Here is a 23,016-nt window from a genome sequence, read left to right as displayed (position 1 = left end):
CGCCGGCGACAGAAAAGGAGAAAGATCATGGGTTGGATCATTGTACCGGCTTCCGTGAAAGAAGGTGATAGCAGCAACACGACGATGGAATTTGACATCGCGTGGGATTTCAAGACCTCGCTACCCTATCCAAAGGCGAACAAAGTAACGCTGGAGTTTGATATCAAGCACGGCACCACCGACGCCAGCGACCTGTCAGGCACGTCTTCGCAAGTCACGCTGAGCAAAAACGGCAATGGTATGTTTGTTGGCAAAATCAAGCTGGATATCCATGGTGACACGGATGTGGAATCGAATGAAACCTTTGAAATCCAGTTGACCAAGGGGTACTGGAACGTGCCAGGCTACGGTAATTTCCTGCATTTCCACACCGAGGTGGCCAAGGGGACGATCGTCAACGACGATGCACGTTTGCCCGACGAAGAATTCGTTTTCCATAGTGGCGGCAGCAGCATCGGCGACAGTGGCGGTGGCTTCATCACCAAACCGGGCTACTGGTTCCAGAAAGAGGATGCAGGAACAGATTTCAGCGACGTCGTCGAGATTGCAGCGCAGCCACTGGACCCGGTGATATCCGGCCAGCCGGCCTTTGCACCTGCCGCGCTTGGGGGCCTGTCCATGGAAACCCTCACCGTCTATCGCTACGACGATGCTGACCTGACGAAACAGCAGGTTCTGGGCCAGCTTGAGCGCGGTCAGATGCTGCTGGAGACGGTGCTTGTGACCCCCGGGCCGTTTGATGATTTGGGGTGAGACAAGGTGGCGCGGGCCGTTCTGCGCCCCTTGTTTGGCCGCATGACGCCCCCATATCGGTTTCAATTGAAACAGGAGGCTTATGACACACGATGCAATGTCCGATTGATGGAACACAGCTGGTAATGACGGATCGAAACGGGGTCGAAATCGACTATTGTCCCCAATGCCGGGGCGTTTGGTTGGATCGCGGTGAATTGGACAAGATCATCGAGCGCAGCACCGTGCAGGCCGCACCGCCGCCCCCGCCCCCGTCAGCAGCACCGTCGCATGATTATGACCGTGTTTATGACAAACGTCCGCACAAGAAAAAGAAACGCGACAGCTTCCTGAGCGAGATTTTCGACTTCTGACCACGTGCCGCTGTCGGCTTGGTAACGGGCAGTACACGGTCAGATTTACAGCAAAAAAAGGCCGGGCATGAACGCCCGGCCTTTTCTGATCTCATCTAAGAGATGGCTTAGCCGTCAATGCGGATGACCTCGTTTTTCGGATCATAAGGGCTGTCGCAGGTCACCACCGCATCCCAGAGCTTGTCCTGCATGCGCACCTGCAATTTGGTACCTTCAACCGCCAGATCGGGGGTGACATAGCCCATACCGATGGATTTGCCGAAGACCACCGAATAGCCGCCTGATGTTAGACGGCCCACGCGGGTGCCATCCAGCATATAAAGCGCCTCGCGGCCCCACGGATCGGCATCGTTCGGCCCGTCGATCAGCAGGGTGCAGCATTTGGCGCGCACGCCGGTTTCAACCAGTTTGCCCTTGCCGTGGAAGTCTTTTTCCAGGTCGACGAAACGTGGCAGATCGGCCTCAAGCGGGGTGGCGTCGCGGCCCAGTTCGGTGCCGAAGGCACGGTAGGATTTTTCCTGCCGGAGCCAGTTCTGCGCACGGGAGCCGACCAGTTTCATACCGTGCTTTTCGCCAGCGTTTTCAAGCAGATCGAAGAGATAGTTCTGCATCTCCATCGGGTGATGCAGCTCGTATCCCAACTCGCCCGTATAGGCGACGCGGATGGCGTTGACAGGGCACATGCCCAGTTCGATCCTGCGCGCGCTCAGCCAGGGGAACCGCTTGTTGGAAAGCGCTGTGTCGGGATCGGCATCCTTGATCACCTCGCGCAGCACATCGCGGGATTTCGGCCCGGCGATGGCGAAGACGCCCCATTGGGTGGTTACGTCCTGGATCTCAATATAGCCGAACTCGGGCGCCTTGTCCTCGGCGGCCTTGCGCAGATAATCGGCATCGTATTCGGTCCAGGCGCCGGCCGAGACGAGGTAGTAGTGATCCTCGCCATTGCGCACGATGGTGTATTCGGTGCGGGTGGTGCCATGGGCGGTCAGCGCGTAAGTCAGGTTGATGCGGCCCACTTTCGGCAGCTTGTTGCAGGTGAACCAGTCAAGGAAGGCGGTGGCGCCGGGGCCCTTGACCACATGTTTGGTGAACGCGGTGGCGTCGATGAGGCCGACGCCTTCGCGGATCGCCTTGGCCTCTTCGACCGCGTATTGCCACCAGCCGCCGCGGCGGAAGGACCGCGCGTCATGGTCGAAGTTTTCGGGCGCATCGAGCGGGCCGAAATAGTTCGGGCGTTCCCAGCCATTGACCCAGCCGAACTGCGCGCCACGGGCCTTCTGCCGGTCGTAGGCGGGGGCTGTACGCAACGGGCGGCAGGCGGGGCGTTCTTCGTCCGGGTGGTGCAGGATGTAGACGTGGTCGTAGCATTCCTCGTTCTTGCGGGCGGCAAACTCGGTCGTCATCCAGGATTGCGAGTAGCGTTTGGGATCAAGCGACGCCATGTCGATCTCGGCCTCGCCTTCGACCATCAGCTGCGCCAGATAATAGCCGGTACCGCCAGCGGCGGTGATGCCAAAGCTGAACCCTTCGGCCAGCCACATGTTTCTGAGGCCGGGTGCCGGGCCGACCAGCGGATTGCCATCGGGGGTGTAGCAGATCGGTCCGTTGAAATCGTCCTTGAGGCCGCTTTCCTCGCAGGACGGCACGCGGTGGATCATCGCCATATACTGCTCTTCAATGCGTTCCAGATCGAGCGGGAAGAGATCGGCGCGGAAACTGTCGGGCACGCCGTACTCAAAGCAGGCGGGCGCGTTTTTCTCGTACACGCCCAGGATCCAGCCGCCGCGTTCCTCGCGCACATAGGATTGCGCGTCGGCGTCGCGCACGACCGGGTGTTCCTGGCCCCCGTTTGCGCGGTATTCGACCAGCGCCGGGTCCTTGTCCATGACGATGAACTGGTGCTCGACCGGGATGGCGGGCATCTTGATGCCCAGCATCTTGGCGGTGCGCTGCACGTGGTTGCCCGACGCGGTCACCACATGTTCGGCAGTGATCACGATCTGCTCGTCCGAGGCGACCAGGTTGCCACCCTTCTCGACCATTTTCGAGCAGGTGACTTCCCAATGGGTGCCGTTCCAGTGGAAGGCATCGGCCTGCCATTTGCGTTCGATCATCACGCCGCGCTGACGGGCGCCCTTGGCCATCGCCTGGGTGACATCGGCGGGGTTAATATAGCCGTCGGTGTTGTGGTAGATCGCACCTTTCAGGTCCTCGGTATTGATCAGGGGCCAGCGTTCCTTGATCTGGTCCGGGGTCAGCCATTCGTAGGGCACATCACAGGTTTCAGCGGTCGCAGCGTAGAGCATATATTCGTCCAAGCGTTCCTGGGTCTGCGCCATGCGCAGGTTGCCGACCACAGCGAAGCCCGCGTTGAGGCCGGTTTCGTCCTCAAGCGTCTTGTAGAAATCGACCGAGTATTTGTGGATATGCGTGGTCGCGTAGGACATGTTGAACAAGGGCAGCAGACCGGCGGCGTGCCAGGTGGAGCCGGAGGTCAGCTCGTCCCGTTCCAGCAGCATCACATCATCCCAGCCTGCCTTGGCAAGGTGGTAGGCAATCGACGTGCCGACGGCACCGCCGCCGACGACAAGGGCTTTGACATTGGTTTTCATGTGAGTGCGACTCCGTTACATGACCTGCCGGAGTTTTATCAATCCTGTCGCGCGGCGCACAGCCCAGCCGACGCTAGATCGCGCAAAACCGACCTCGGCGATGAAATGCACCGTATTCGCATCGCGGCATGGCACCCACTACCGCGCTGCGACGTGTTCTATGTTCGGGCGACGGCTGTGCGGACTTTGCGGTCTTTTGAGAAAAGAACTCGAAGGTCTGCTTTTGGTTTGTCGCTTCAGACAGTATCGACCGAGCTACCCAACGAGCTTGAGGAGGTTTTCGAGCAGCTTCAAAAGGCTTTCGAGACCAATCTGAACCGGTTCGGTTTGTGCCGCAAAATAACCTACACCGGCACGTATTGCCCACTTTGTACCCGTACTTCCTAACTCTTCAGTGCCTTTTTTTGAGAGCGACATCAATGAGTTTTCCAGTGTGATTTGAGACTCTTACGAGCAATCGGTAGAGCTTGGCAACAAGGCTTCGGAGGCGTTCTGAGGAAATGCCCGGCTTGTCCACTACCTCTTTCGCGTCATTGAGCGCAATGCTCGTCTCATCTATTAGAGCATTGACCTCAGCTTGCTCGTCTATCAATTCAGGAGGATTATTGTGAGAGCGAACTTCGATCATAGCGCGTGCTTTGGAAATATTCGCGCGGATCTGTCGAATCTTCCGTATGGTCTCATTGGGAAGTAATGCACCATCGATTTGGGAATCGAGCGTGTCTCCCCGCGCTTCCCAGTCATCGCCAGAAATTGAAGAAATCGACTGCATGGAGCTTATGCACTCTGAGACTTTCAGACACATCGGCGATCAAACAGCATAAATGACGTGAAGCGTTCAGATATTCATGCGATGCAGTCGAATGCCAATGGCTACTCCTCTGTAGCATTTCACAGGGAAATACGGATGGAAAATCAAAGGAAACCATTTGCTGCGAACAATAAGAATTTGCTTGAACACGCGCTAGCGCCTTCGTTTCGGTGGCTAATCGCAACTGCGCTTGACGATTCGACCATGACATATGGAGAAGTTAAAGCGAGGCTCGAGAAGGAAGCTGGCTTTTCTACCGTATTCGCGACCCGCGTTGGATTTGTCGCCGGTGCACTGATGGACCGAATACAGCAAGTAGATGCCGCCGCTCCACTCATCAACGTGTTGGTGGTGAATCAAGCGGATCGAATGCCAAGCAAGGGAGCGGGTTCGTTCATGGCAAGGCGGTTCAAGAATTCAAAGCTTGGGAAAACCGAGTATAAGCAGCGCCACACTGAAAAATGGCGTGATTATTTCCAACGCGCCGTCGCCGAGGTCTATTCTACCTCCGCGGAAGATTGGGCTAACCTCTACCACCGGGTGTTTGCTGTCGAACTCCCGCAAGATCTGATCGCAGCCGAACGTGAGAAGCGCCAAAACGGAAGAGAGAATGATTTTGGCGCCGGCGGCGACAAGTATGGGCAAGGGGGAGAAGGTGAGTTTCACAAGGCGCTGCGACTCTGGCTAACTGCGAACCCTCACAAAATCCGGCGCTCCTTTGCGAAGGCGCGAACAGAAACTGAATTCTGCCTCGACTCCGGAGATCGGATCGATGTGGTTTACCATCTCGACGATCGAAGGATCGTGCTTGAAGTGAAATCACGGATCTCCAATTTTGTCGACTTAAGTCGTGAGGTCTACTAATGCGTCAAGTATCGAGCAGTAAAAGCCGCTATGGATATACGCGAAAATGTACCCGTTGAAGCGATACTGGTCACCGAAGGAAAGCCGTCCGGGGAAATTATGGGCCTGCTGAGACAAAACAGGATCAGCCATTTTAATGCGCGTTTTCTGCTTGACTAACGGTCGTCATGGCTAACTTGCTCAGTGATCTGGCCGACCTCGGACAACTGCCAATTTCACGAGAAAGCCGAGCGGCAGCAATTTCCGCACATCGTAGGTTCGACCATCTCGAAGCTTTGCACGCGCAGCGAATGGCCGCAAAATGGGCTGCGACTTCAGCATTCTTGGACTATGCTGAGAGTCCGGTTCGGGCCGAAGTTGCAGTGATCGGCTGATGAAATCGGCATTTCGTTCACCGCTTTGTTCGCTGCATCCGTATATTCACGCTCCTCCCGTCAAATCTTCGGCGAGCATAAGAGCGTTACCATCAGGGTCGTAGAAAGTTGCCGTCTTGACCATGCCTTCGACGACATCCGTTTCGCCATCGAATTTCACTCTGGCCTGTTCCAACTTCTGCCTCGCGACGTCCAAATCTGCGACCCCAAAGACGGGGACGCAGTTGCCGGGCGCGGGTTTGGTATGCTCACCAAGGCCAATTGTGACTCCGATTGTATTTGTTTGAAGTTCCGACCAGCCTGCATCATCTGCATGATAGATTGTTTCGAATCCCAGCATACCTCCGTACCACTTTGCACTGGCGTGGCGGTCTTTGACAGATAGCGAGATAGTGATGGTTTCATCCAATGAAATGAGCGACATGGGCTTTCCTTTGGGCTTAAAATATACTAGATATACTTTATGTACATTGGAGTGTTTGTCAACATCACGTCGAGAGCTTGGGCATTACCCATTCTATCGAATCTGCACGAGGGTGTCGCCGGACGGCAAGCACCACTGTTGGCAGCTACTGGCGCAAGTAGGACCGCTTTCGCGCAAAGCATGGACCATCTGATTACGATGAAGTTGTTGGAACGGAACCCTGGCTACGGTCATCCGCTGCGTCCAGAATTTCGACTCACGCAGTTCGGAGCTAAGGCCGCCGCAATCGCCAACAAAATTCACCGTGTTGCCGGAGATGAAGATCAAGACTTGCTTCGTCGGTCATGGACTTTGCCGGTGCTAACGTCGCTTCACACACCATGCCACTTCAATGACATCAAGCGAAACTTGCAGACGATTACAGATCGCGCTTTGTCGCAGTCGTTGAAATCGATGGAAGCTAGAAGCTGGGTGTGTCGCAGCGTTGATGGAACCGCTCGCCCACCCAGATCGCTGTATAGCGCCGTGAACACTGGAGGAATGATAAGTAAGGTCTCCGCACCAGAAATTAGTTTTGTCTAGCAATACCTGTCGTTCGTTCAAAAGTGGGGAATTCAGCGACCCGGTCGTTGCCGTAGTCCAAATGCTGCGCGGCTCGTGAAAGCCGACTGTGAACCCTCTCTGACAGATGCTGCGCTTTGTGCAAATGGCGGCTTCTGTGATTCTGTGAAAATTGCGAATCTTGCCGACTTGGATTGTCAAAGCATTCAGATTTTCCTCTCAATGCATCATTTTCGACCGAAATGCTTAGCCTAAGTAATTCCCGTTATTGTCTTTTTTGGGCGCCCAGTCAGCTTGTTTCAAAACGTCAACGCTAAGGCAAAGATCACGCCGGAGGGCCACCCCAGCGTGATCCTCCTACTTCCGAGCTCTATTGGATGCTATCAGCATCTGCGGGAGGAACTATGAAAGCTCTGGCAGGAATGCGGCGTTCATCATTAGTGCCCGGTGTTCCAAACAAAAAGCTTTAGCGTCTTTCAAATGTAATGATCGAGTTTGATCTTACAGTCGCAGAACATGAACCGAACAATGCGCGTGGCGAACGATGAGAGCGGCTGTCGAACCCAGAAAAAACTCTCTCATACCCGGTTTGTGAGACGCGAGGACAATACAGTCGATGCCATTTTTGTTGGCGTATTCAGTGATTGCCCGGCCGGCTGATTGGCTCTCAAGCAAGACAGAAGAGACATCAGTTTCATCTTTCAGGCGCTCTGCTAACCTCTCCTTCGCCCTTCGGTAAGATTTTTCGGCGACGCCTTCTTCCATGTAGTACATGATCTGTTTGTTTGGTGGTTCGTGGATATGTGTCGCGGTGATCTTTCCACCTTCTGAACTCAGAGCGCGTGCCGTGGAGAGCGCGTGAGCGCTGATGCCATGCTCCAGAGATAGAGCTACTAAGATATTGCCGTACATGATTTTCCTCTCGTGTTGAGTTTCGACTCTGCTGCCGCAGTCTTGTTTCCGATTTGCATTGCCTCGCTCTATCCGCAACTTGGTGGGAGACTGCACACACCCCAATTCTTTGCCTGGGATGCGTGCCTGGTATTTTCGGACTTTCCAGCCGTTACTTCCCGAGCAGAAGATCCGGCAGGAAAAGGGCCAGTTCTGGTACAAAGGTCGTAAGCATCAGCGTCGGAAGCCAGGCAAACACAATGAAAATCAGGGTCGGCCAGAGCATGCGTGAAACCGGTTCATCACAGACCTGAGCACCAAGATAGAGCAATGGTGCTGTGGGTGGGGTAATATTCGCCATACCCAGATTGACACCAATAACCGCTGCAAAATGGATTGGGTCCATGCCAGTGCTTTGCGCAATGGGCAGCAGGATCGGCGTTGCCAGAAGCAGGCCCGAGATATCGTCCATCAGCATGCCGATCAGGATCATCACGACGTTGATCATCAAAAGGATCACAATCGGGTTGTCCGACACGGAATAAACGAGGTCCTTGGCCAATTGCGGCGCACCTTGCGAGATCAGGTTGTCCGACACGATCAAAACCATGAAGATCATCACCATCACCACTCCGATCGTGACGCCGGAGTTTTGGATGGTCTGAGCCAGGGTTTTCCAGGTCAGGCCACGGTAGAAGTAGATCGCAATCGGGATTGAGTAGACAACAGCAATGCCGGCCGCTTCGGTCGGGGTCATGATCCCACCGTAGATACCGCCCAGAATGATCAGAGGCATCATCAAAGCAGGCCCCGCCAGACGCGCCTGCACACCAAAAGTTGGCAGGAACGGTTTGGGACGCTCTGTCAGATTAATGTTGTCATATTTCCGCAGCATGAACTGGTTGGTGATGATCAGCAAAGTGATCAGGATGATCGCCGGAAATACCGTCGACAGAAAGCACTTCAGCACATGCTGCTGCGCGACCCAGCCATAAAGGATGTGCGACGAACTGGGCGGGATCAGCAGACCCAGAGGGCTCGCCGCGACGATCAGCGCCGCCGATTGACCACCCGGATAGTTGGCCTTTTTCAGATGCGGCATCATGATGCCACCGATGCAGGTCAGCGTCGCATTGGCACTACCGGAAATGGACCCAAAGACCCCACAGGCCAGAACACCCGCAGCGCTAAGACCGCCCTTGATATGGCCGATGAACATTTCCGCAAGCGACACAAGAGGCGCGGCGATCTTACCTTTTTCCATAATGCCACCTGCAATCATGAATAGCGGGATCGCCAGGAGCACCAGCGAGCGGATGCCAGTGGAACCGGTCGGCAAGTAGCCCGTGATGGATTGGTCCCCGACCAAGGCGATGAAGATCAGAACCGAGCCGAATGCCACATAGACGCTGACACCGAGTAGCAGCATCGCGCACACGATTAGAAGGCTACCTGTAATGATCATTTTGCGACCTCCTTAACGATGTCTGATTTGAGAGGGAGGCCTAGCCCCTTGCGGATATGAACGTAGAGATATGCGGCGGTGAACATCGCCATGAAGCCAAAAGCGCACATGATCCCAATCCGCCATGTGACGAACGGAATACGCAACACCGGTGTCGATCGCAGGCGTGGGAATGAGAAGTCGTCAAGCAGCGAGACGTAGCACGCATATAATAGAAACAGGATTACCAGTAGCTCGATTACCAGCACGATCAAACCGCGCCACCAGATCTTCTTTGGGTCCTGGATCACGATGCCAAGAATATCGGCGTTGATGTGCAAATTGCGTGCTGATGCCAGAACCGCACCAGCGAAAAAGCCCACGATACTGATACCCAAAAGCCATTCTTCGTAGGCAAAAAGGTCACCGCCAAAGCCGTATCTGATCACAACGACGGCCCCAAATGTGAACGCCATCAAGAAGCCGGAAAACATCACGATCTGCCGGCAGACGAACGCGATAACTTTCATCGGGTATCCGATCAGAATGGGCAGTTCGTCGGTTACTTTTTTCGGACTTTCTATGTTGTCACTTTCCACGGCCTCCGGCCGTTCGTCTTCTAATTTAGACATCTTTTCCCTCCCTTTGTAACGACAGAGCAAAAAGGGCCGGCTGGTATGCCGACCCTTTTCCTGTTTTATTGTTCCTTGGCGGCCAGCAGGCGGTCGATGATGTCCTGACCAACACTTTTCGCCATAGATGGCCAAACCGTCTCTTGAACGTGCGCAGCCATCGCGGCCTGCTCTTCGGCGCTTAGGCTGAGGATTGTGTAGCCACTATCGAGCAGCTTCTGGCCAAACACTTCGTCGTTTTCACGGTTGTAGTTGAAGAAGTCGCCGGAGGCTTTCGACATCGCCGTCTGAAGGGCCTCGCGTTGTTCGTCGTTCAGCTTGTCCAGCGTACGTTGCGACGCATAGAACGTGGTCAGCTCCGAGATTGAGTTATATTCGACGAAATGCGTGCCAACGTCGGATTTGGCAAAGATCGAGTAGGTTGCCGTCTTTGTGCAACAGATCGCGCCATCAACGATACCCGCCTGCAGTGCCGGGAAAATGTCGCCCCATGCCATTGTCGTGGCCTGGAAACCCAGCTCTTCGACCATGGATTTCACGACGCTCGACGACCAGACGCGAATATTCATGCCCTTGTCATCGAATGTGTTCCAGTTCGTCGGCTCCTGCGAGGCGACGATGCCGATGAACCCTTCCGGGTTCTGCGCCATCACGCGGACGCCGTATTCGTCGGTGATCTCTTGCAGGATCTTGTTAAACTCGGAATCCATGTTGCGCATGATGTTGTCCATGTCGTCCCAACCGCCCAGAAGGAACGGCATCGACAGGAACTCCAGACGCGGATCGGTATCGGCGTAGATAAAGGCCGCTGCTAGGTCGATATTACCCCGCGCTACATCTTCGAACAGCGCCTCGCCCGAGCCGAGCTGGTTGGCCGGGAAGACATCAACCTTCAGGCCGACACCAGCCGCTGCAACATCCTCGGCGACCTGCTGCATCATCTTTGTGCCCTGGTGGTCGATCGGAAACACACCGGCAAAGCGCAGCGTTATGTCTTCTGCAAATGCAGCCGTCGACATCAGGGCGCTCAGCGCACCCACTGCCAGACCTTTTGTAAACTTGTTGAAACTCATCGAGTTTTCTCCTCCTTGTTGATGAAAGACGCCCGCCCCGCGACATGCGGTGACGGGCGGTGATTTGCTTAGTTCAGCAAATTTCTGGGGTCCTCAAAGGCATAGCCGAGGTCATCCGCGACGGCCTTGTAAGTGACCTTGCCGTACGCGACGTTCAGGCCGTTCAGCAGGTGGTGGTTGCGCGACACAGCGTCCTTCCAGCCGTTGTTCGCAAGCGCCAGAGCATGCGGTAGTGTCACGTTGTTGAGCGCATAGGTCGAAGTTCGGGCCACCGCGCCGGGCATGTTGGCGACGCAGTAATGCACGACGTCATCGACCATGTAGGTGGGGTCCGCGTGAGTGGTGGCTTTGGACGTTGCAAAACACCCACCCTGGTCGATGGCCACGTCCACGACCACAGCGCCGGGTTGCATCTTTGCGATCAAGTCACGCGATACCAGTTTCGGGGCCGCCGCGCCGGGGATCAGGACTGCGCCGATCACCAGATCGGCATTCGTCACTTCATCTTCCAAGGCGGACTGGGTCGAATAGACAACTTTCGCCGAGGATTCGAAATGGTTTTCCAGGCGTTCCAGCGCGGTAGGGTTGCGATCCAGGATCGTGACATCCGCGTGCAACCCGACGGCCATCTGCGCCGCATTGAAGCCGACGACCCCGCCGCCGATAACAACCACTTTGCCGGGTTTCACACCGGGCACACCGCCCAACAGCACACCACGCCCGCCATGCGCTTTCTCAAGAGCGGCGGCGCCAGCCTGCACCGACATGCGCCCGGCAACCTGGCTCATCGGTTTCAGCAGCGGCAAACCGCCCGCAACGTCTGTCACCGTTTCATAGGCGATGCAAACAGCGCCAGAATCCACCAGATCCTTGGTTTGTTCGGGGTCGGGTGCAAGGTGCAGATAGGTGTAAAGCAGCTGACCTTCCTGTAGCATCGCCCGTTCGACTGCCTGCGGCTCCTTGACCTTGACGATCATCTCGGCATTGGCAAAGACATCAGCGGCGCTTGCAGCAATCTCGGCACCCGCCGCGACATAAGCCTCGTCATCTGCGCCGATACCGAGACCGGCACCGGTTTCGACGACAGCCTTATGTCCGTTCGATATCAGTTCGGCCACACTTTCAGGGGTCAGCCCCACCCGGTATTCGTGGTTCTTGATTTCTTTGGGAACACCAATGAACATTTGCGTTCTTCCTTGTTTTGAGGGGTTATTTTGCTGTCGGCATCACGAATTCAGCGCCCGCATCGATGCTTTCAGGCCAGCGCTGCATGATGGATTTCTGCTTGGTGTAGAACCGCACGCCTTCTTCGCCATAGGCATGCATGTCGCCGAATAGGCTCTTCTTCCAGCCGCCGAACCCGTGCCAGGCCATGGGCACCGGGATAGGGACGTTGACCCCGACCATGCCCACCTGAACCTGCTTGCCGAATTCGCGTGCGGCGTTCCCGTCACGGGTAAACAGCGACACGCCATTGCCGAATTCATGGTCGTTGATCAACTGAAGTCCTTCGGCGAAATTCTCGACCCGCACGCAGGATAGAACTGGTCCGAAAATTTCCTCGCGGTAGATTTTCATGTCCGATGTGACGTTGTCGAACAGTGTGCCACCCAGGAAATAGCCATTCTCGTGATCTGCGACCGTGTAATCACGGCCATCGACCAACAGATCCGCGCCTTCTTCGACGCCGGAGTCAATATAGGCCTTGATCCGGTCGCGCGCGGCCGCAGTAACGATCGGGCCCATTTCGGCATCCAGCTCCAATCCGTTTTTGACCTTGAGCGTCTCGGCACGTTCCTTCAGAACCGGCATCAGCTTGTCGGCGGCATCGCCCACCAGCAGCGCGACGGAGATCGCCATGCAGCGTTCGCCCGCAGAACCGAACGCCGCCCCGATCAACGCATCAGCGGTCTTGTCCATGTCGGCATCGGGCATGACCAGCATGTGGTTTTTGGCGCCGCCAAGGGCCTGAACGCGTTTGCCGTGGTGTGCCCCTGTTTCATAGATGTAGTTGGCGATCGGCGTTGATCCGACGAAAGATACCGCCTTGACGTCATCATGCTCCAGCAGGGCATCCACCGCGACCTTGTCACCCTGGACGACGTTGAACACACCATCCGGGAAACCGGCCTGTTTCATCAGGTCGGCATAGAGAAGCGACGGGGTGGGGTCGGTGGGCGATGGCTTCAGGATAAAGGTGTTGCCCGCAGCGATCGCAACAGGGAACATCCACATCGGCACCATGACCGGGAAGTTGAAGGGCGTGATGCCTGCCACGACGCCAAGCGCCTGACGCGTTGTCCAGTTGTCCATTCCAGTCGAAACCTGCTCGGTATAATCCCCTTTCAGCAGTTGCGGGATACCACAGGCAAATTCGATGATGTCGATGCCACGCTCGACTTCGCCCTGCGCGTCGGTAAAGACTTTTCCGTGCTCCAGTGTAATAGCACGGGCCAGATCGTCCTTGTGCTCGCGGACCAGACCCAGGAAGTTGTTCATTATCCGTGCACGACGGATCGGTGGCTTGTTCGACCAGGCGGAGAATGCCGCCTTTGCCGCCGCGACCGCATCGGCCACCGTTTCCACCGTCGCAAGCGAAACCTCACCCGTCTGCTCACCCTTCGCGGGGTTGAAAACGGCCTGCGTTCTTTCGCCATCGGGGCGTTTCATTTGGCCACAGATATAGTGGCCGATCTTTTCGATCGGGGTCGCATCTTTCATGATGTCGGTCCTCTGGATTAGGGGGTGGGGGTCACGGTAAGTCGCTCAGAACGTCACCAAGTGTCTGGCACAGAGTGGCTATCTCCGGCTCGGTAATGATCAGGGGCGGCGAGAGGGCGATGATATCGCCGGTGATCCGGATCATGATCCCGGCATCCCAAGCACGTTTCATGGCGTCAAAGGCGCGCGTACCGGGCACACCATCGCGTGGCGCAAGCTCAACCGCACCGATAAGCCCGAGATTGCGAATGTCGATGACATTCGGCAGAGCTTTCAGCGCGTGTAACTGATCTTCCCAAGGCTGCGACAGCAGCGCAGCGCGCTGGAAGAGATCGTTTTGCTGGTAGCTGTCAAGCGCCGCCAATGCCGCCGCGCAGGCCATCGGGTTGGCCGAATAGGTATAGCCGTGGAAAAGCTCGATGGGTCCGTCCGCGTTTTCCATGGCCGAGTTGTAGATTTCGTCGCTGACAATGACCGCGCCCATCGGGATGATCCCGTTGGTCAGACCCTTGGCCGTGGTTATAATGTCTGGCGTCACTTCGAAATAGTCCGATGCCGTGGCTGCACCCAACCGGCCAAAAGCGGTTATGACCTCGTCGAAGATCAGAAGGATGCCGTGCCGATCACAGATTTCGCGCAGGCGTTTCAGATAGCCTTTGGGCGGTAGCAACACGCCGGTGGACCCGGCCATCGGTTCGACAATCACCGCGGCGATGGTCGAGGCATCATGCAGGGCAACGATCCGTTCCAGATCATCGGCTAGCTCCGCCCCATGCGCGGGGCAGCCGCGGGAAAACGCGTTGCGACCCAGATCGTGCGTGTGTGGCAAGTGATCGACGCCGGTCAGAAGCGAGCCGAAATACATCCTGTTCTTCACGATCCCGCCCACAGATATGCCGCCGAAACCCGTACCGTGGTAGCCGCGTTCACGACCAATAAGCCGGGTCCGCGATGCATCGCCCCGTGCCCGGTGATAGTGCAGGGCAATCTTCAGCGCGCTATCGACGGATTCCGACCCGGAGTTGGTGAAAAACGCATGGTTCATGCCGTCGGGCATCATGCCCGTCAGGCGGGCCGACAGTTCAAACGCCTGCGGATGCGAGAACTGGAAGTTCGGCGCATAGTCAAGCTCTTCGACCTGTCGCTGCAGCGCTTCTACTATCAGCGGATCACGATGTCCTGCATTCACGCACCACAGCCCTGCGGTGCCATCCATGATCTTCCGGCCATCAGAGCTAGTGTAGTACATACCTTCGGCCGAATGGATCATCCGGGGCTCGCGAAGGAAATCACGGTTGGCCGTGAACGGCATCCAGAATGATGTCATTGTGTTGGGATTGTCGAGCACGTCCATTCCTCGCGATCTGGTTTTTCGTTTCCTGCCAGAGTGTTGCAGATATCGAAACGCGCGTGCAGTCAGTTTTATGGAAATCGATAAGTTATTGAAAAACGGTCATGGATGATCCAAGGTGCTTTCGATCGAAAGCAGGAAATCACGATGAGCGATTCACAGACGTCAGACTTGGAGGTGGCTCGGCGCCTTCGTTTGATTCGAACCTCTAAGGGAATCAGTCAACGCGAGATGGCGAAAAAAGCAGGTGTCGGAAGTGGTACGATTTCGCAAATCGAAAGCGGGTCCACGCAGCCTTCGGTGGCGTTACTCAAAAAAATCCTGGCTGGCGTCGATATCAATCTCGGTTTTTTCTTCAGCTTTGAGCTTAAGGATGACGACAATTTCTATTTCCCGCACGAAGACATGCGCGACCTTGGCTCTCATGGAATATCCTATCTTCTTGTCGCGGGTGAACGTCGTAATCGAAAACTGCAAATGCTAATCGAAGAATATGCCGTCGGCGCCGAGTCCGGAAGGACCGCCCTGTCACATGAAGGCGAAGAATGCGCTGTTGTTATAGAAGGCCGACTGGAGGTTACGGTTGATGGCAATTCCCGGATTTTGCGGCCTGGAGACGCCTACTATTTTTCGAGCATTTTGCCGCACCGGTTTCGCAATGCCGGCGATAAAGCCTGTAAAGTAATCAGCGCATGCACCCCATCTTCATTCTGACGCACATACGCTTTTAACGCCAAGCACAAATTGTAAGATAATGCGTAAATTCATACTGCTTTCCGTTTCTAAGCTAAAAGCCGAAAGCAGCCATTTGGGAAAACGCAGCGGATTTTCGCTTCGTCCGCACTGTTTGAATTCGCCAATCTCCTGATTGTGCAGGCGCAGCGAATGTCTCCTTCGATGGGCTGCATCGCAGCGTTCAGGATGGTTGCTGGACGGCGGCTCTGGGCCGCGAACCATGTTCTCCGGTAACGCACTGTTGTCTGTTCTTAAGGCAACCTCGGAAATCCGCATCACGCTTCTAGATAGTCTTTTGCGTCGAGGGTGGACACGGAGAACTTGATAGTCGAACCACCGTTCGCACGTTGAAAGCCTTGCGGCGCACGCGCAAGTAGATTGGTTATGTCATTGGCACCCATCCAGATCAAATGGTCTTCCTCGGTCACCTGTTGATCCGGACCCAGCCAGCGACCGGATTCACAATGGTTGTAACCGTAGCGCAGATGAGCCCCCTTGGCGGCCAGTTTCTTAGGCACAAGCGCAAACACAAATGACGGGCTCCACACCCCTACCCGACTGCACCTGACGTCTCCTTTGCGGGAAGGACCAACTGGTCCCGCTTCGGCTGAGCTTCTTTTTGTTCAGGTCAGTGGTGAAACGCGGCTCATAGAAAATTGTCTGGCGACGGGGCAAAAAGCCAGGCCTTTAGCCCCGCCGCAAGACTGGCACAATCCCTATGGGAATATCGTAGATGCGGGACAGTGTGTTGGGTAAAACGCTAGAATTCAGTGGGAGCCGACCTTAATTCGATATGCTATGGGCTTCCACTCTGAGCCCATAGCAACTGATGCTGCATGATGCACCGATGTAAGGTTTGCCAGCGTTCGCGCTTGACCTCAATCTAGGTTGAGGTCGTACCTTTTGCCTAAATGAAAGTGACACCGGCAACTGGCCTGGACCGCGGCTGACCAATCTTTGCATACACCCGTAACTAAAGACCTGAATAGATCAGGCGGTGGCCACACTCTGCCAGGTCATTGCCGTGATCTTCTCGCGAAACGCGAAGGTTTCCAGGTGTCTGTCAATCACATGGCGCGCTGGCTCCTCCGCACGCACATCCTCCAGCTCAAAACGCACGGTCAGGCCTATCTCATCAGCGGTCATGATGGCCTCACCAAACACAAACGCTGCCGTGCCGCGATGTGCGTCATATTCTACGTCGATCTTATGACCAAAATGCTTGCACAATTGCTGAAGGTATTTCGAAGCGTTCGGGGTCTCAATATAGCCGATCAAAGACGTCATTCGCCAAGCCCCTCATAAACCCTCTAACTTCGGCTATACTTTTGGGTTTTTTCACAATATTCAAGCGTCAAATCACTCTGCAAAGCCAGTTTCACCAGCCATGCAACCGAACCCAAGGTTTTGCTCTGATGAAATATGTTTTTGCCTTCGCTCTCGCCCTTTTGTCAACGCCCCTTGCCGCGCAGGAGGTGACCATCGACACCTATGCCGGTCTGACCACCCTGCCCGCATCGCCGCAAAAGATTGCCGTGTTCGATCTGGCCGCTCTGGACACTCTGGCCGCACTTGGAGTGACACCCGATGGCGTGATCAGCCCGACCTACCTGCCCCATCTGGATCGGGCCGCCGAGGGGGCCGAGCCTGTCGGATCGCTATTCGAGCCGGATTTCGAGGCGGTGAACGCCCTGCAACCCGATCTGATCATCGCCGGGGGTCGCTCGCAGGAACACGTACCGACCCTGTCAAACCTTGCCCCGACCATCGACATGACGATCTGGGAAGACACCATTGGTCAGGGGCTGGAGCGGCTGACGGCCTATGGGACGCTGTTTGGCAAAGAGGCTGAGGCCGCCGCCCTGCGCGCGACCTTTGAGGACAAACTGGACCGCACCCGCACCGCCACAGCAGATCAGGGTAAAACCCTTGTAATCATGACCAACGGACCCAAGGTCACCGCCTATGGCGCGTCCGGGCGGTTTGGCTGGCTCTACTCCGGGCTGGGCCTGCAAGAGGCCGTGGCCGATGTGGAAACAACCACCCATGGCGAAGCGATCAGTTTTGAGTTTATCCGCGAGGCGAACCCCGATGTGCTTCTGGTGGTAGACCGGCTGGGGGCCATTGGAGCCGACGGGGACCGTGCGCAGGTGACATTGGACAACGCCTTGGTGCACGACACGGCCGCGTGGAAATCGGGCAAGGTGATTTATCTTAACGCCGGGGCCGTTTACATCGCAGGCGGCGGCATCCAATCCATGACCCTGGTGCTGGATGATGTACTGGCCGCTTTGTCCATCGAGTAACCCGGTGCGATCGATCCTTATCCTTGGGTTTGGCCTTGTCGTCCTTTCGATTGCCTCGCTGTTTATCGGCGTGATTGATTTGCGGCCCGGCGATCTTTGGCGGGATCGCGCCGCGCTGGAACTGGTGGTGGTCAGCCGCGGGCCGCGTCTCTTTGCCATCCTGATCACTGGCGCTGCGCTGGCCGTCTGCGGTAAGATCCTGCAAATGCTGATGAAGAACCGCTTTGTAGAGCCGATGACCGTGGGCACTGGCCAAGGTGCCGCGCTTGGCATTCTGATCGCGGCGATTTTCTTTCCGACCGCCCCCCTGCTGAGTCAGATGGGGATCGCCGCGATCAGTGCCCTGATCGCCAGCCTCGGGTTTATCGCCATGGCCCGCCGCCTGCCCCCGACTCAACCATTTCTGGTGGCTCTGGTGGGGATCGTATATGGCGGCATTCTGGGTGCGATCATGGTCTTCATCGCGTTTCAGGCGGACCTGCTGCAATACATCGACATCTGGCTGACGGGCGAGTTTTCGGGAGTGCTGCAGGGCCGCTACGAGCTGCTATGGCTGGCCGCTTTGGTCGCAGCACTCAGCTATCTGGCCGCCGATCAGTTTGCCATCGCCGGGATGGGCCGCGCCGCCAGCATCAATCTGGGGCTGAATTACACTCAAGTGGTCCTGATCGGGCTGGTGGCGATTTCGCTGGTCACGGCGATGACGGTGGTGACCGTGGGAATGCTCCCTTTTGTCGGGCTGATCGTACCCAATATCGTATCGCGGCTTTATGGTGATAACCTGCGCCACACCTTGCCGGTTGTTGCCATGATGGGGGCCGGGTTGGTGTTGGCCGCTGATATTCTGGGGCGGGTGGTGCGCTATCCGTTTGAGATCCCTGTCGGGGTGGTTCTCGGCGTGGTCGGCGCTGTGCTGTTTATCTGGCTTCTGTATCGGCCCGCGCGCTATGCCGGGTAAGCGCCTCGTCATAATGACCGGGCTCATGGCAGTTTGCATGGTGTTTCACATGACACTGGGCACCCGTGGTAGCTGGGACTTTGTCCTGCCGTTTCGCGGTACAAAACTAGCCGCTTTGCTGCTGGTGGCCGTCGCGGTATCCACCTCGACCTTGCTGTTCCAGACCGTGGCGCGCAACCGCATCCTGACTCCGTCGATAATGGGGTTTGATGCACTTTATGTGTTGATTGTAACTCTGTCTGTGTTCGCCATTGGTGCTCAAAGCTATGGCACCCTGCCCCCGATGGTGCAGTTCTTCCTCTCGCTTGCGATCATGGTGGCCGCTTCAATGCTGCTCTTTGGAACGCTGTTGCTGCACCGCAAGGAAGACATTGTGCGCATGATCCTGACGGGCATCATCCTGGGGGTGCTGTTCCGCGCCGTGAACAGCTTTGTGATGCGCATGATTGACCCCAATGAATACAGCGTGATCCAGACCTCCTCTTACGCTCGGTTCAGCCGGATCGAGACCGATCTGCTGGGGATCAGTGCGGTGCTGGTCTTGATCACGCTGGCCTTGGTCTGGCGGATGCGTCACCGTCTGGATGTACTTGCCCTGGGGCGCGAGGCCGCGATCAACCTGGGCGAAGACCCGCGCCGCGATACGGTGCAGATCCTGCTTCTGATCGCGGTGCTGGTCTCGGTCTCGACCGCCTTTGTCGGACCCGTTGCATTTCTTGGCCTGCTGGTGACCAGCCTGACCCATGTCATCACGCCCACCGCCCATCATGCCATCCTGCTGCCCAGTGCCGCACTGATCTCAGCCATCGCGCTGATCGGCGGGCAAACTCTTCTGGAACACGGGCTTGCTCTGTCCACCCCGCTGGCCGTGGTGATCGATAGCTTTGGCGGCATTCTCTTCCTCTTCCTCATTCTGAAAAGGGCGCGCACGTGATTACAGTGTCCAACCTCACCCACCGCATCGCCGGCAAAGACATCTTGCACGACATCTCGCTGCAGATTCCCAAAGGTCAGATCACCGCTCTCATCGGTCCCAATGGCGCGGGAAAATCCACGTTGCTGTCGGCCATCGCCCGGCTGACCCCGCACCAGACAGGTCAGATCATGGTGGATGAGCTGGAAGTAGGCACTTCTGCCTCCAACACGCTGGCCAAGCGCTTGTCGATCCTCCCGCAAGTGCCCGAGATTGCTCCGCGTCTCAGCGTGGCCGAGTTGATCGGGTTTGGCCGCTACCCCTATCACAAGGGCCACCCGACTAAGGTAGATCGCCAGAAAACCGACGAGGCCATCGTACTTTTCGAACTGGACGAGCTGCATTCCCGCCCGCTCGACACCTTGTCCGGCGGTCAGAAACAGCGCGCCCTGCTGGCAATGACCTATGCGCAGGATACAGAGTATATGCTGCTGGATGAGCCGCTGAACAATCTTGATATCTCCACATCGCGCAGCCTGATGCAACTGTTGCGTCGACTGGCCGAGACGCGCGGCCGCACGGTGGTGATCGTGCTGCACGACATCAACTACGCCTGCTCTTACGCGGACCGGATTGTCACGATGAAAGACGGACGCATCGGTCGCTGCGGCGCCCCTGCTAAGATTGTCGATGCGGGGATGTTGCAGCATGTCTTCAGCACGCAGGCAGAGGTGCATATCGTCAACGGTCGACCGCTTATTGAGGTGTGACAGGCAGCGCTCGGATCGAAAAAGAGGCGTCACGTTCTGAACCGGTTCACCAGACAGCCAATGCGCCGAATTTTTGCAAGAGCGCGCACACCCAGGTTGCATTTGCCCACATGTCATCTTTAGATCTCAGGCAAGACCATTTCTGCATTGTATTGATTGAGTGGATTGCGCCCATGGACACTACAAAGCTCGAGTTCCGGTTTGCCCAAGTACATGACCAGAAGACACTCGCAGGATTGATGCTCAAAGCGAACCGCCATTACTGGGGGTCCGTCGAGGGGGGCTGAGGACATGACGTCAGCATCATCGCATGCCATGATCAGTGGCCGATCCGGTTGCCGTGCCATTCTCGCCTGGAAAGCGGGCGTGGCCGTCGGGTTTGCCACCATCAGCACTTTACATCCTGCTCTTAACGAAAGTGGAACGCTGTTCATGAAAGACCTTTTTATCTCTCGAAGAGTTCGTGGCGGTGGATTGGGGCGACAATTCATGGTTCACATTGCCAGTCTGGCGCTCAGCATGGGATGTCGACGCTTCGATTGGACCGCAGAAACCGACAACGCCAGGGCGCTCGCTTTTTACGATGATTTGGGCGCCAGTCGAATCGACGAAAAAGTGTACTTCAGGTTTGATGATGCAGGGCTAGAGGCATTCGTCTTAGGGTCTCCAGTAGATTGACCCCCAACGGTGGACTTGCCACATTCGACATAATGACCGCGTTGTGAGGGTCGCGAACCGTCGAGCGCGCCCATCAAGAAGATGACATCTCTCTACTTTCAGCCAGCGCTAGCCTGCAAAAAACAGCGAGGAATCCTGCCCCTGCTGGCCGAGGCTTTATAACTTCAGGTTCGCGGTTAGGCTGAGCGATCAGCCTGGTTCGTTCAGCGGTATCACCCTGACGGAATCAATCCCGTCCGAACTGCGGCTAGCATAGGTCTTGTCAAAGATATTGCGCGCATCCAGCCGTAGCTCCAGATTCTCCATCGTACGGGGCCTGTAAGTGGCATAGAGGTTCACCACCTCATAGCCCGGCAAGGACAAGGCCGCGTCATTTTTGTCAAACGCCACCTCGGCACTGCTGCCCAGACCCCATTGATCGTCAATCTGCCAAGCACTCTCAAGTGTCAGGATGTCACCCAAAGGACGGCTCAGATAATAAGCGGTCGACCCGATCGTAGCATTGTTCAGCTTTACGTCAGCCCGCGTGTAATTCAGCCGTACAAACCCGCTGGCCCAGTTGTAGGCAACAGAGGTATCCCAGCCCTTTGATTCCAGATCGGACAGCGCACCTCGGTTGCCGTTGCTTGGCAGCACAGCATTGATATCATTGACGTATGTCTCAAAATAGGCACCGCTCATTTGCCACGGGCCACGTTCAAACCGCAGGCCGATCCGGCCCGAATCCGAATGCGAGTCGGTGAAACCTGCATAGGTCCAGGGCGTGCCGAAATTGACCAAAGCTGCCTCGCCCAACTCGTATCCGCCCCAGCTGCGGGCTACCCTGCGTTCAGGGTCAGGCTGTCGGTGAGGATAACGTCGATCGAACCATTGGCGCTGAACCCATCATCCTTGAAACTCTGGCCATTGGCCGCATCGAATTCCTGCCAGTCATAGCGCGTGCCTTAGGTCACAGAGACACGCTCACCAATGTCTTGACGGGCTTGGGTAAAAATGCCGATATTGCGGTGCTCTTTCTTGCCCGAACTGTCAAACGGCCCTGGACCGCGACCAAAGCCCGACGCACTTTCATCGAAGAAATCTAGCCCGACCGTCAGGGTGCCCTCGGCAATCTGGAAGTGGTTCTTTATCGTCCCGCTGAAGCTTTCATTGGTGCCGACTACCCCCGACACATCGACCTTTTGCTCGTTGTAACTTAGCTGCACTGTCGGATCGAGCCAACCTTGTGCGACTTCGATCGAGTAGGTGAACATATAAGAGGTGCGTTGCGACAGCGCCTCGACAAAGACCGATGGTGCCCCCACGACCCCCTCGAAATCTGGGCGCACAAAGATGATGCCACCCGGACCGATTTGTCCGGCGCGAGCACCGGTGTCTTCGGTCTGGGAGGCTGCGAATTCAAACCGGTGCCCGCTTTGCAACGTATACGCCAGCTTGCCGATATAGTTGGTCAGATCAGCACGTGTGCCATCAACGACCTGGCCTGCGCCATCCTCATAGTCATCCCCGTCTGTACCTGTGGCACTGAGTAGATATTCAAACCAGCCGCTGCGCCCAAAGACAGTAAGGCCGCCGCGCAGGAAATCATCGTTGTCCCCAACCCTCAGCGACAGCATCCCACCGAAATTGTCCCCCTCCTCCAGCAGATCAGAGGCGTCTTTGGTCTCATAAGCAATCGAGCCCGCCAAAGCGTTCGGCCCGACATCGGCCGGGGCCAGACCGCGGCTGACCTCGACCGACTTCAACAAGGCCGGATCAATCAGAACATTGCCGGTGTGGTGGAAGGGCG

25 protein-coding genes are annotated in these 23,016 nt (G+C 56.4%); 10 read left to right on the top strand and 15 right to left on the bottom strand.

Going from position 1 to position 23,016, the window contains the following annotated elements; genetic code table 11:
* Positions 1–27: 27 nt before the first annotated feature.
* Positions 28–753, top strand: a complete 726-nt coding sequence (locus Q1B27_RS22310; protein ID WP_299851500.1) for a hypothetical protein — start codon at positions 28–30, stop codon at positions 751–753.
* Positions 754–845: 92 nt separating this feature from the next.
* On the top strand, positions 846–1,106 hold the full coding sequence (locus Q1B27_RS22305; RefSeq protein ID WP_299851497.1) for a zf-TFIIB domain-containing protein: 261 nt from the start codon (positions 846–848) through the stop codon (positions 1,104–1,106).
* Between the two features lie 107 nt (positions 1,107–1,213).
* On the opposite strand, the gene Q1B27_RS22300 is transcribed toward Q1B27_RS22305, so the two are convergent.
* Both Q1B27_RS22300 and Q1B27_RS22295 read right to left on the bottom strand, forming a co-directional pair.
* Complete coding sequence (locus Q1B27_RS22300; RefSeq protein WP_299851490.1) at positions 1,214–3,721, bottom strand: FAD-dependent oxidoreductase; 2,508 nt, start codon at positions 3,719–3,721, stop codon at positions 1,214–1,216.
* 391 nt (positions 3,722–4,112) lie between these two features.
* A complete protein-coding gene (locus Q1B27_RS22295) occupies positions 4,113–4,493 on the bottom strand; it encodes a hypothetical protein (protein WP_299851487.1) in 381 nt (126 codons plus the stop codon).
* 57 nt (positions 4,494–4,550) lie between these two features.
* Here Q1B27_RS22295 and Q1B27_RS22290 point away from each other — a divergent pair, with 57 nt between their 5' ends.
* The gene (locus tag Q1B27_RS22290) at positions 4,551–5,396 is read left to right on the top strand and encodes a hypothetical protein (RefSeq protein WP_299851484.1); all 846 of its coding nucleotides are present in this window, start codon (positions 4,551–4,553) and stop codon (positions 5,394–5,396) included.
* Positions 5,397–5,816: 420 nt separating this feature from the next.
* Here Q1B27_RS22290 and Q1B27_RS22285 read toward each other — a convergent pair whose 3' ends face one another.
* Positions 5,817–6,194: a VOC family protein gene (locus tag Q1B27_RS22285; protein ID WP_299851481.1), complete on the bottom strand. Its 378-nt coding sequence runs from the start codon at positions 6,192–6,194 to the stop codon at positions 5,817–5,819.
* 39 nt (positions 6,195–6,233) lie between these two features.
* Here Q1B27_RS22285 and Q1B27_RS22280 point away from each other — a divergent pair, with 39 nt between their 5' ends.
* A complete protein-coding gene (locus Q1B27_RS22280) occupies positions 6,234–6,776 on the top strand; it encodes a helix-turn-helix domain-containing protein (RefSeq protein WP_299851478.1) in 543 nt (180 codons plus the stop codon).
* Positions 6,777–7,256: 480 nt separating this feature from the next.
* On the opposite strand, the gene Q1B27_RS22275 is transcribed toward Q1B27_RS22280, so the two are convergent.
* The 7 genes from Q1B27_RS22275 to Q1B27_RS22245 form a co-directional block, all read right to left on the bottom strand.
* Positions 7,257–7,667, bottom strand: a complete 411-nt coding sequence (locus Q1B27_RS22275) for a universal stress protein (RefSeq protein ID WP_299851475.1) — start codon at positions 7,665–7,667, stop codon at positions 7,257–7,259.
* Positions 7,668–7,818: 151 nt separating this feature from the next.
* Positions 7,819–9,111 carry a TRAP transporter large permease gene (locus Q1B27_RS22270; RefSeq protein ID WP_299851472.1) on the bottom strand — a complete coding sequence of 431 codons (1,293 nt, stop codon included), beginning with the start codon at positions 9,109–9,111 and terminating at the stop codon, positions 7,819–7,821.
* Positions 9,108–9,722 (bottom strand): TRAP transporter small permease, encoded by a 615-nt coding sequence (locus Q1B27_RS22265; RefSeq protein WP_299851469.1) that lies wholly within the window; start codon positions 9,720–9,722, stop codon positions 9,108–9,110. The genes Q1B27_RS22270 and Q1B27_RS22265 overlap by 4 nt, the downstream gene beginning before the upstream one ends.
* Before the next feature lie 65 nt (positions 9,723–9,787).
* A complete protein-coding gene (dctP, locus tag Q1B27_RS22260) occupies positions 9,788–10,795 on the bottom strand; it encodes a TRAP transporter substrate-binding protein DctP (protein WP_299851452.1) in 1,008 nt (335 codons plus the stop codon).
* Between the two features lie 68 nt (positions 10,796–10,863).
* Positions 10,864–11,979, bottom strand: coding sequence for an alanine dehydrogenase (gene ald / locus Q1B27_RS22255; protein WP_299851449.1), 1,116 nt, complete (start codon positions 11,977–11,979; stop codon positions 10,864–10,866).
* 25 nt (positions 11,980–12,004) lie between these two features.
* Positions 12,005–13,516: a CoA-acylating methylmalonate-semialdehyde dehydrogenase gene (locus Q1B27_RS22250; protein ID WP_299851446.1), complete on the bottom strand. Its 1,512-nt coding sequence runs from the start codon at positions 13,514–13,516 to the stop codon at positions 12,005–12,007.
* Positions 13,517–13,547: 31 nt separating this feature from the next.
* Entirely contained in the window at positions 13,548–14,870 is a 1,323-nt protein-coding gene (locus tag Q1B27_RS22245) for an aspartate aminotransferase family protein (protein ID WP_299851443.1), read from the bottom strand.
* A gap of 144 nt (positions 14,871–15,014) precedes the next feature.
* Between Q1B27_RS22245 and Q1B27_RS22240 the strand changes: the two genes are divergently transcribed.
* Complete coding sequence (locus Q1B27_RS22240; RefSeq protein ID WP_299851440.1) at positions 15,015–15,581, top strand: cupin domain-containing protein; 567 nt, start codon at positions 15,015–15,017, stop codon at positions 15,579–15,581.
* On the opposite strand, the gene Q1B27_RS22235 is transcribed toward Q1B27_RS22240, so the two are convergent.
* The 3 genes from Q1B27_RS22235 to Q1B27_RS22225 all read right to left on the bottom strand — a co-directional run bounded on the left by Q1B27_RS22235 (position 15,573) and on the right by Q1B27_RS22225 (position 16,889).
* Positions 15,573–15,878, bottom strand: a complete 306-nt coding sequence (locus Q1B27_RS22235) for a hypothetical protein (RefSeq protein WP_299851438.1) — start codon at positions 15,876–15,878, stop codon at positions 15,573–15,575. The genes Q1B27_RS22240 and Q1B27_RS22235 overlap by 9 nt on opposite strands.
* The gene (locus tag Q1B27_RS22230) at positions 15,878–16,132 is read right to left on the bottom strand and encodes a hypothetical protein (protein ID WP_299851435.1); all 255 of its coding nucleotides are present in this window, start codon (positions 16,130–16,132) and stop codon (positions 15,878–15,880) included. Before Q1B27_RS22230 ends, Q1B27_RS22235 begins: the two co-directional genes overlap by 1 nt.
* A 460-nt stretch (positions 16,133–16,592) precedes the next feature.
* Positions 16,593–16,889 carry a DUF2218 domain-containing protein gene (locus Q1B27_RS22225; RefSeq protein WP_299851433.1) on the bottom strand — a complete coding sequence of 99 codons (297 nt, stop codon included), beginning with the start codon at positions 16,887–16,889 and terminating at the stop codon, positions 16,593–16,595.
* Positions 16,890–17,017: 128 nt separating this feature from the next.
* On the opposite strand from Q1B27_RS22225, the gene Q1B27_RS22220 reads away from it, so the two are divergent.
* The 5 genes from Q1B27_RS22220 to Q1B27_RS22200 all read left to right on the top strand — a co-directional run bounded on the left by Q1B27_RS22220 (position 17,018) and on the right by Q1B27_RS22200 (position 21,227).
* Entirely contained in the window at positions 17,018–17,908 is an 891-nt protein-coding gene (locus Q1B27_RS22220; protein WP_299851430.1) for a siderophore ABC transporter substrate-binding protein, read from the top strand.
* Positions 17,909–17,912: 4 nt separating this feature from the next.
* Positions 17,913–18,866 carry an iron chelate uptake ABC transporter family permease subunit gene (locus Q1B27_RS22215; RefSeq protein ID WP_299851427.1) on the top strand — a complete coding sequence of 318 codons (954 nt, stop codon included), beginning with the start codon at positions 17,913–17,915 and terminating at the stop codon, positions 18,864–18,866.
* Entirely contained in the window at positions 18,856–19,800 is a 945-nt protein-coding gene (locus Q1B27_RS22210; RefSeq protein ID WP_299851424.1) for an iron chelate uptake ABC transporter family permease subunit, read from the top strand. Before Q1B27_RS22215 ends, Q1B27_RS22210 begins: the two co-directional genes overlap by 11 nt.
* Complete coding sequence (locus Q1B27_RS22205) at positions 19,797–20,549, top strand: ABC transporter ATP-binding protein (RefSeq protein ID WP_299851421.1); 753 nt, start codon at positions 19,797–19,799, stop codon at positions 20,547–20,549. The genes Q1B27_RS22210 and Q1B27_RS22205 overlap by 4 nt, the downstream gene beginning before the upstream one ends.
* Before the next feature lie 291 nt (positions 20,550–20,840).
* On the top strand, positions 20,841–21,227 hold the full coding sequence (locus tag Q1B27_RS22200; RefSeq protein WP_299851418.1) for a GNAT family N-acetyltransferase: 387 nt from the start codon (positions 20,841–20,843) through the stop codon (positions 21,225–21,227).
* 189 nt (positions 21,228–21,416) lie between these two features.
* Here the strand turns inward: Q1B27_RS22200 and Q1B27_RS22195 are convergent, their stop codons facing one another.
* Together Q1B27_RS22195 and Q1B27_RS22190 are read right to left on the bottom strand one after the other, a co-directional pair.
* Positions 21,417–22,022: a TonB-dependent receptor gene (locus tag Q1B27_RS22195; protein ID WP_299851415.1), complete on the bottom strand. Its 606-nt coding sequence runs from the start codon at positions 22,020–22,022 to the stop codon at positions 21,417–21,419.
* A gap of 149 nt (positions 22,023–22,171) precedes the next feature.
* Positions 22,172–22,975, bottom strand: a complete 804-nt coding sequence (locus tag Q1B27_RS22190) for a hypothetical protein (RefSeq protein WP_299851412.1) — start codon at positions 22,973–22,975, stop codon at positions 22,172–22,174.
* Between the last annotated feature and the right edge of the window lie 41 nt (positions 22,976–23,016).

It is taken from the genome of uncultured Roseovarius sp. (genome assembly GCF_947489715.1).
Classification (GTDB): domain Bacteria; phylum Pseudomonadota; class Alphaproteobacteria; order Rhodobacterales; family Rhodobacteraceae; genus Roseovarius.
This window is presented reverse-complemented; position numbering and strand designations above follow the sequence as displayed.